The following is an 8,511-nucleotide window of genomic DNA, read 5'->3' as shown; positions in this document are numbered from 1 at the left end:
TCACGACTCACGTTCCAAGAAAAGTGGGTACTAGTGAACTCAATCGATACGGCCCTCATCAGAAGTTCCTTCACCCCGATGTTATGGGGCATCACGTGCTAACCGATGTCCGCCCTGCACTGAGCCCTGATGCCACATTCATGCCAAAGGCCCCTGTTGTTTGCGGACGCTTGTCACTTGCGTTCGCCAAACGACGTCCGGGTATAAACCCCTTGCTGAGCAGATCGACAATCTCGATGTCCTAAGAACAAATGGCCGTCGGCATCACGTCTGATAAGTCCGACCGCTGAGGGCGGAGACGCCAAGCCAACGCGACCTTATTGCTTGAAGCCTAGTTTCATGTTGCCTCAGAGTAAGCTGACGACCACGGCGCTCGTGGCGACACGCGAGAAGGCAACCTTCAGCACCCCCCCCTGGAAAAGCGATCCGAGATGTTCGTCCGCGAACCAAGCAAGGGACGTGTCGATGAAAATCGCAGCTGCTCTGCGTCTTCTACGAATGTTTGTAGCGTCGGAAGTCAGACATTGTTTCAGAGCTGACAATCGACTCTGTTAAAGTTCTGACAACACGCTGCGCAAGAAGGGGTGGCATCCCGGTCCATAGTCCAAATATTGTCATCAGAACTTTAGCGATGATCAGAGCTACAGCTGTGATGCAACGGGCAGCGTGACCGTTTCCGTATATGGTAAGAACGACCGGAGCGCAGGGGACTGCGCTCCCATTTTCATGGGGCATCTTTTTCCAAGGCACCACGTCAGGAGTGTATTGTCGCTCTGTCAGTGGCGAGAACACTTCCGCTGGTTCTGGCGACAGCGACGTTCGGCGCCGGTGCGCTCGTATCCATAACCGACGCTACATTGAACGCGCGCCGAACCAGACGGCTGCAGACCGCAGCATTTCTCACCTGAGCGTAGGCACGGATCGCACAGCTGTCCCTGTGCTGCGGTCTATGGTGGCAAAGAAAGAAGGAGCAGACTGCAATCAATCCTACGACGAATACGGGACGCGACATTTCCCCTCCTCATTTAAGGACAGCGGCAGTCCATCTACCATCTGTGAAATCAATCGTCCGCTCGACCGCGAGCCCCCCGGCTCCCTTGTGCGGAGAGCTCGCTCTATTTTTCGACATCGGGTATTCGACAATACCTGACACTACCGGAGCGCCGTCGCTTCCGTCGCGCGGCACAAGGGTTCGATCCTGCACGCCGACTTTCCTATACGGTGCTATTGCAAAGTGGCGGCCGTGTCTCAGAGGTTCTGGCGCTCACAGCTGCTGCTGTTGAACTGAAAAGCGGAAGCGTAGCGCTTCTGACCCTCAAGCGTCGAAAGAGTGACGTGGTACGACAAATTTCCCTACCGCTGAAACCCGGCCGAGGCGCGAATGGAGTTTCCGGAGTTGGCTGAGGTGTGGGCCACGATCTTTCCTGCCGTAGAGAAGGCGGCGGAGGAAGCGGAGCGAAAGTTGCGCGATTTCGTCGCTCAAGTCGGGTAGTAGAAATTTGCGGCGCTCACGCGCCGCCGAATTTTCAGACCGGGATGCCGAGCTTCTTCGCCTTGTCGCCCAGATTGTCCTGAATTCCCGCGCCCGGGACATGCATCACGCCAATCGGCAGCTCGTTGAGCATCGATTTCCGTTGTCAGGGTTGCAACGGCGTCAGTCGATGCCTCCGCGTCAGCCCTTCCAGCGATCTCTCCAGGTCGTCCCGACGCATCAGGACGGCGGCGTCCGTATCATTTACGGTTCGGTCGAGCTCTTGAGTTCGTGTTCGTAGCGCTCTGGACACAGCCGGGTCGGTGGCAATCAGCGGGAACACCTGCCCCTGCGACCGGGCGATATCCTGACAGGCCATATTGAAGGCCCCTTCGGCTGAAGCGCGGCGATTCTTCGCGGCCTCCATTCCCGCGGCAGCTTCCTCGCAGCGAGCGCTCGCCGACTGGAACGCGCCAGCAGCAGCGGATTTCGCCTCCCACGCCTTGGCGAGGGTTTCGTGGGCCGTTCGACGACCTTCGTTAATCCGGGTCCGGTGACTCGCGGTCGCCCCACCGTCAAGAAGTTCAGCTCAGGCGAACGCTTCTCTACCAGTCGACGTTGTTTGGGTTGGGCCGCGCTCTGCGTCGATTTGCGACCGTGAATGCTCAAACGAGATGGCCGCGACCGCGCCGTCCGGCTCCGTTGCAGCGTCATTTCGAGCTCACCAGCCCGCTCACGCAGTGCACCGTACTTTTGCGCAACCGCTGAAAGTCTGTCGGCGCAGCCCACCGGGGCGGCGTCAATATGCCGTTTGGTTGTAGTTCCCGTTTCCCTTAAGCTTGCGCATAGTCGAGGAAATGCTGGAGGCGCGTGGCACTGTTGACCTATGAAGCCGTGCGCCAGTGGGGACCGAAATTCGGCAAGGCGTTCTCCGATCGGTCCGCGAGCGCGCTCCCGCTCGCGGTGACAAATGGCATCTGGACGAGACCGTTATCTCGATCGCGGGCGAACAACATTAGCTCTGGCGCGCTGTCGACCAGAATGGCTTCGTTCTCGACGTCTTGATCCAGCGCGGAAGAGACTCGCGCGCTGCGCAGCGGCTCAGGAAGAAGCTCTTGAAATCCGCCGGCACGCCGCCGCGCGTGATGATCACGGACAAGCTTCGTTCGTACGGCGCTGCGAGGGCAAAGACGGGCCTTTGGGTCGAACATCGCCAGCACAAAGTTCTCAACAATCGGGCCGAGAATTCTCATCAGCCGACGCGACGACGCGAGCGGATCATGATGCGTTTCAACTCCTCCAGGCCCACCGATTTCTGTCAGTTCACGATCAGGTCTCGAACCTTTTCCACATCCCCTATCCCGGAGCCCTGACTGCCGACTTCCGTCGTGCTTGGCACGAGCGAGCCTTTGCGACTTGGCGCGAGATCTCCATGACAAGCGCTATCGCCGAATCTCGAACCTTTGAGAAGCGCCTCCTTCAGCTCAGCGGTCGGTTAAGTTGACGATGCCGTCGCTCGACATTCAGTATGGCACAGGGATTGCAGTGATGAAAAAGCGCTCCGGAAGCTGAGCACGGCGAGCCGGTGCCGGGCGATGGATCTATTCTGAGTCGTTACGGAACATGACCATCAGCGGGCAGAACCCAGGTGCAGCCGGTCGATATCAGGAATCTGGTGATCGGCCACGTCTTCTTTATGTCGTGCCACGTAACTCTGACAGGTAGACAGAAAATTTGGAACCCACATTATGCCGGCGGAGTCGGATATCAAATGTGCGAATGCAAACATTCGAACAAGCACCGTCTGGACAATTGTGCTCGGCTTTGCCGCCGATCCATTGATGCGGTGGAGTTGGCCTGACGCAAGCCAATATCTTCGGAGCATGCCTCGGTTCGTTAACGCCTCTGGTGGACCAGCATTCGAGCACGGCACAGCATACGTCACGGAAGGGATCCGCGCCGCAGCCCTGTGGCTGCCGCCTGGCGTGCAGCAAGACGAGTCCGCGTTAGACGAAATAATGGCGCTGTCCCTGAACCCGGCGATCACCGAAGATATGGCGCTCCTGCGGCAGGAAATGGCCGAACATCATCCGTCCGAGCCGCATTGGTACCTGCCTCTCATCGCGGCCGATCCGAACTGGGTCGGACAAGGACTTGGCACATTGTTGATGAAATACGCTCTTCAACGATGCGATGAGCAGGGCATTAGCGCCTATCTGGAAAGCTCGAATCCCGATCACATCCCCTTTTATCAAAGCCACGGCTTCGAGGTCATTGGCAAAATACAACATGGTTCTTCGCCGCCGCTCACGCCAATGTTGCGAGCAGCCAAATAAAGCGAAATTCAAAGCCTGTGTTCGCATTGGCTCACGAGGGCCACCTTTCAGCACTGCTTACGTATTGTCTGCGGCGGCGCTGATTATTTCGCCAGCAAGTATTGGGGCGACTCGGGCTCGCGGCGATGCTCCATGATGTCGGGAAGCTACCATTCCGCTGACGCTGTTCGACAAGCCGGGCCGTCTAAATGAGGAAGACAGCAGACTGATCGAGACACATCTGGTCGACGGCTTCGGAAGACTCTGGATGGCGTTAAGTTAACGAATTGGAGCCGCCGAGGGGGTGGTGAGGACCAGCACGCCGACCGCCCGGACCCCTCTTTATCGCCGCCATCGCTTCCCACCGGAAGTAATCAGCTATGCCGCTTGGTTGTATTCCGGCTTCCTCTCAAGCTTGCGCATGGTCGAGGACGTGCTGAAGTGCTGGCGGCGCGTGGCATTGGCGTGACCTATGAAATCGTGCGCCAGTAGGACGAAAACTTCGGCAATGCGTTCTCCGATGGATCCGCTCGCGCGCTCCCGCTCGTTCAAACGACTGAGAGCATGCACTTGACCGACCGCGACAATCGCGATGATCAAAGCCGGTTGTTGACGCGTCGATTTCGCTCGCCCGAGGACGAGTACGAAGCAAAGGCGGCGCGCGGTCACGACAGAATTCCGGCGGAGCATTCCGCAGCCCGGTAGAAGGCCGGGCATCCCGTCTTACAAGGAATCGGCAATGAGGCTGCGCGCCGACCATTTCATGCTGCCGCGCACCGTGCGATCTTCACGGCGGTAGATGCGTGCTGCCTCAACGGGCAGCGCCTCAGCCTCCTCGCTCGAGCGCCAATCGGCAATCGTCAGCTCAAAGATGATGTCGATTGCAGGATCCATCTTGAGGCAGCGCCACAGAGCAACGAAGAATATCCCCGCGGGACTGTTGGGAAGTCTTATTGTTCTAGGCCGCGCTCTGCGAGCAGCCGGTGCATGACCTCGCCTTTGATCTCGCCTGCGATTTGGTTTCGGACTTGGGCTCCGAGCACCCGCTCGGCATCGACGTCGCCCACCAGACCATGTTCGGCCAGTCGCTGATCCAGACGGCTTTGGAACTCTTCGCCCATGGCTTCGACGAGCCGGTCTTGCATCGCTGCATGTTCGTCTGGAGCGATGCGCCTCAGCACCGTCTCCCAGGGGTGCCAGCGGCTTGCCATGAAGTCGGTGAACTGGCTTGCTTCCCGCTCCCGGACCAGGTCGAGCGCCTCCGTCGCATCATCCTCGCTTACGTGAGAGACCGCCAGGAAGCGCATGTCAGGGGCGACGTGACTGAGCTCCAGCGGCTCGCGCAGCCGATGTTGATAGGCCAGGTAGACTTCGATGTCGTCTACGTTCGGGTTGCCGCTGGCGAGCGAGTTGATCCTGTCGCGCGCGATCTCGTCCAACGCCTCCAAGCGGAAGGCGACACGGCCGCGCTGGATCAGATCGCCAAGCCGATCGTCATATACCCCGTCCTCGACGTCAGCGTTGAGGCGCGCGGTCTGCATACCATTCCAGTGCAAGGTGACACGATCCTCGCAGCTCGCGTTGGCCTCGGACGCCTGCGCAAAGAACTGCTCGCGCAATGTCGGATTGGCGGCCGCCTGCTGCAGATCATCAGCCACTGCCTGCCGAAACTCGTCATTGCCGTAGTTCACGGTCTCTCGTAGCCTCTCCAGGAACTGCGCGTAGTCCTGGGCGCCTGGCTCATCCGCAAAGTGCTGCCATTTGGCCAGCGTCGCCGGGTCGTCTGCGAGCCATTGCGCGGCAGCCTCATATAGAGATTGCTGCGCAAGCTGCGGTGGCGCTTCAGCCGTCGCCAGATTAGCGAGGACGTCGTCCGGCAGCGGGTTATCCCCGAACTCGAGGTTCTCCAAATGCGGGTAGCTGAGACTAAGATTCGGTACACCCCCCTCAAGAAGATCCTCAGGCAGGCTGGTCAGCCGGTTACCGCTGAGATTGAGCGATTGGAGGGTGCTCGGAAGGGGGGCGGGGAGGTCGGCCAATTGATTGCTGCTGACATCGAGTTCAATGAGCCCCGATGGGAGGTAGTCGGGGAGGTCGGTCAGCTGATTGCCACTAACCGCGAGCGAGGTGAGCCTGCTCGGGAGAGCGTCCGGCAGGCTAGTTAGTCGGTTGTCGCTTGCGTTCAGGATCTCGAGCCCAGCCGGAAGGTTGGCCGGCAGACTGGTCAAGCTGTTATCGGCCACCTCCAGCCGAGAGAGGGTCGCCGGGAGAGCGTCCGGCAAACTAATCAACCGGTTATGGCTAATGAGAAGATGCTGAAGACCGGGTGGGAAGCTAGCGGGCAGGCTGCTTAGCTCGTTGTGCCTGGCGCGCAGTTCCAGCAATCTTGGCGGCAGGGCGGCGGGCAAAGCGGTCAGGGAGAGGGAGGACAAATCCAGCGAGTGCGAGCCAGTGTTGTCCGCCCCCCTAATTCGTGCGCGTCCCTGTCGCCGATTCTCGGCTTCGCCCTGCCCCTCTTCGGCCGCCCAGTTGTCCAGCAACTGCGCGCGCGCGGAGGCCGGGGTCCGATATCCTGTCATGGCTTCGAGCAAATCCGCCACGGCTCGGCTGAAGCCGCTGAGGTAACTTTCCTGCTCCCCCTCTTCAGAAGCGGCCGAGGAAGAACCTGCACTCCACTGAGCCTGTCCTGTGTTCATCAATATCTCCATCGCCAAAACAAGAATACCCCCGCTCCTCAAGGTCGCGAAGCAGGCCGGGTGTCATGATCATTGTTCACACGAGCCCAAACGCGCAAATGGATCGATACTGCTGCGAGGCTTCCTGCCATTTCGTTGACCAGATAAGTCCCGGAGGGCCGTCAACGTGGCAGCGTTCTGCCCTTAGCAGGCCTACCTGTCGATAAGCTGACGAATGTCGCTGCAGAACCCCGGGTCGCCGGTTGCCAGCGGTGACCGAAGCAAGCCCGGTTTGAGGTTGAACCGGTCAAGCTTCGCAAAGACCAGCTTGGCCCCCATTGCCTTGGCATGGGCACCGCCAGCGCTTACGCGTTCGGAGCGTCTGCCACTCTTCGTTGCCACGTACTCGGTCGAAGGGTAAGCGGCAAGCTGCGGCCGTCAGGCGGCGTGGTTCCATGGCATAAGCGCGTCGATTTCGCCGCTCGGCCAGCCGTTGGCGATACGCTGAGGCGTTAGGCTGAGCCAGGCGCACGGATCGACGTTATTCATCTTTGCTGTCTGCAGCAGTGTTGCGATGGTTCGCCCAGGTTCGTCCGCCGCCGTCGCTACCGGCAAAGAGGCTATTCTTTCTCGTAATTGTTTGTGGTCAGATGGCGCGTTCAACGATGTTGGAGTCGAGCTCGATGCGAACCATCAGTCTGGAAGCGTTCGAAGATGGCACGGCGCGAGACGGCATAGCGGATTGCCTCAGCCAGTTTTGATTTTCCGGAAATCCGCCGCAATGTCTGCTGCCAGAGATCGAAGAGATCTGCGACGACCGCTGTGGAGGCTTGCTGGCGCGCGGCAACGCCTACGTCGGGGCTTTGACCGCGTATGGTCTTCTCGACCTGCCAGAGCTTCGCCATCCGCTCGACCGTCGCCGTTGCAACTTTCAAGCTTCCTGCAACATGCAGCTCATAGAACTTGCGCCGGCTGTGTGACCAGCAGCCCGCCAAGGTGACGCCATCTCTCTTGCGTGAACAACGGACGTATCCATTTCTTGATCTCTGGAAGCGACGCCGCCCACAACGCAAGCGTCTCCTCGATCGACGCTGCTGGCGTCCACGACCTCCGAATCATGGTGTCCATAGATTCAGACATCTCCTAAAAAGGCAACTGTAATGCTAGGATTACCCCTAGGACCTGCAGCGCTCGCGTCCGTCAAACAAGGCGGCCTCAATGGAGGGATACCTTCCATCAGCTGGATGGCTGGATCATCCGAAGGCTCTGGTCGCGCCGCGGAAGCGGTGGCGGAACGCAGCCTGGAAGGAATATCCGACCGCTCGCAAAGCGCATGGGGTCCTGCTGAACGCGCTGCGAGGCGCCTTCGATGGCGCGCAGCCGCGGCCAGCTTGCAACATAGATATCGTTCATCGCCGTCCGCCAGCGGAAGATGTAGTGACTGACGAAGAAACGCGTCATCACACCGACACGACCGCAACAAGAGCAATGCCGGCAAAAGTCGACAACTCGCTGTAGAACTGCTGGACCATCACTTGCGCCGATTTCGAAAGCGCGGCCTGGACAAGGTCATAGAATGGCCCATACCAGCTGTTGATGGCGACGCTGACCTGGACCTGAAAGTAGGAGGTGAACAGTATTAGCGCGGAGCCAAGAATCGACCACGTCGCCCAGGGGTGCGGCGCAACCAACATCCAGCCAGCCGCAAATATCGCGGCGCACGCGGCGAAATAGAGGTCGAACCAGAGAGCCGGCGCCGACGAGAACGTCGCCAACCCGACCTGCCTTTTGCGGCGCTTCGAACAGATTGCTCGCGAAGCCATACCAGACCAGCATCGTCAGTGCGGTCCAAACGATCGCCGAGAGAAAGAACAGCTTGGGTCGGGGGAAAAACGAGAGGTCCGAGCATCTGTGGCCTCTTGGATTACAGGAGACCGTCGGGCATCGTCAACTTAATCGACCGCCGAGCCGAAGGAGGCGCTTCTCAGTTCGAGATTCGGCTTGTCGCGGAGATTTCGCGCCAAGTCGCAAAGGCTCGCTCGCGCGAAGC

The 8,511-nt window shown here is 59.4% G+C and carries 4 protein-coding genes and 6 pseudogenes; 3 read left to right on the top strand and 7 right to left on the bottom strand.

Features of this window, described 5'->3' with window-relative positions; translation table 11 throughout:
• Positions 1-1,637 precede the first annotated feature (1,637 nt).
• A complete protein-coding gene (locus IC66_RS0141465) occupies positions 1,638-1,898 on the bottom strand; it encodes a hypothetical protein (RefSeq protein ID WP_011084713.1) in 261 nt (86 codons plus the stop codon).
• A gap of 247 nt (positions 1,899-2,145) precedes the next feature.
• Here IC66_RS0141465 and IC66_RS44700 point away from each other — a divergent pair.
• The 3 genes and pseudogenes from IC66_RS44700 to IC66_RS46935 all read left to right on the top strand — a co-directional run.
• Positions 2,146-2,970 (top strand): annotated as a pseudogene (locus tag IC66_RS44700) (IS6 family transposase).
• Positions 2,971-3,219: 249 nt separating this feature from the next.
• Positions 3,220-3,807: a GNAT family N-acetyltransferase gene (locus IC66_RS44690; protein ID WP_063701405.1), complete on the top strand. Its 588-nt coding sequence runs from the start codon at positions 3,220-3,222 to the stop codon at positions 3,805-3,807.
• Between the two features lie 286 nt (positions 3,808-4,093).
• A pseudogene (locus tag IC66_RS46935) lies at positions 4,094-4,340 on the top strand (IS6 family transposase); the annotation flags it as partial.
• A gap of 169 nt (positions 4,341-4,509) precedes the next feature.
• Here the strand turns inward: IC66_RS46935 and IC66_RS47930 are convergent.
• From IC66_RS47930 to IC66_RS46925, 6 genes and pseudogenes are all read right to left on the bottom strand, one after another.
• Positions 4,510-4,680: a hypothetical protein gene (locus IC66_RS47930; RefSeq protein ID WP_014497858.1), complete on the bottom strand. Its 171-nt coding sequence runs from the start codon at positions 4,678-4,680 to the stop codon at positions 4,510-4,512.
• Between the two features lie 56 nt (positions 4,681-4,736).
• Positions 4,737-6,482, bottom strand: coding sequence for a T3SS effector NEL-type E3 ubiquitin ligase NopM (nopM, locus tag IC66_RS0141440; RefSeq protein WP_038951320.1), 1,746 nt, complete (start codon positions 6,480-6,482; stop codon positions 4,737-4,739).
• 417 nt (positions 6,483-6,899) lie between these two features.
• Positions 6,900-7,471: pseudogene (locus IC66_RS44685) on the bottom strand (IS66 family transposase); the annotation flags it as partial.
• Positions 7,431-7,580 (bottom strand): annotated as a pseudogene (locus IC66_RS49360) (IS701 family transposase); the annotation flags it as partial. The pseudogenes IC66_RS44685 and IC66_RS49360, both read right to left, overlap by 41 nt.
• A gap of 117 nt (positions 7,581-7,697) precedes the next feature.
• Positions 7,698-8,155: pseudogene (locus IC66_RS0141420) on the bottom strand (SbmA/BacA-like family transporter).
• Positions 8,156-8,413: 258 nt separating this feature from the next.
• A pseudogene (locus IC66_RS46925) lies at positions 8,414-8,511 on the bottom strand (IS6 family transposase); the annotation flags it as partial.

It is taken from the genome of Bradyrhizobium genomosp. III (assembly GCF_000261705.1).
Taxonomy (GTDB): domain Bacteria; phylum Pseudomonadota; class Alphaproteobacteria; order Rhizobiales; family Xanthobacteraceae; genus Bradyrhizobium; species Bradyrhizobium ottawaense.
This window is presented reverse-complemented; position numbering and strand designations above follow the sequence as displayed.

Coding starts and splice junctions, on each gene's coding strand:
- IC66_RS0141465 (WP_011084713.1), bottom strand. CDS start 1,898: ATGGAGGCCGCGAAGAATCGCCGCGCTTCAGCCGAAGGGGCCTTCAAT.
- IC66_RS44690 (WP_063701405.1), top strand. CDS start 3,220: ATGCCGGCGGAGTCGGATATCAAATGTGCGAATGCAAACATTCGAACA.
- IC66_RS47930 (WP_014497858.1), bottom strand. CDS start 4,680: ATGGATCCTGCAATCGACATCATCTTTGAGCTGACGATTGCCGATTGG.
- nopM (WP_038951320.1), bottom strand. CDS start 6,482: ATGAACACAGGACAGGCTCAGTGGAGTGCAGGTTCTTCCTCGGCCGCT.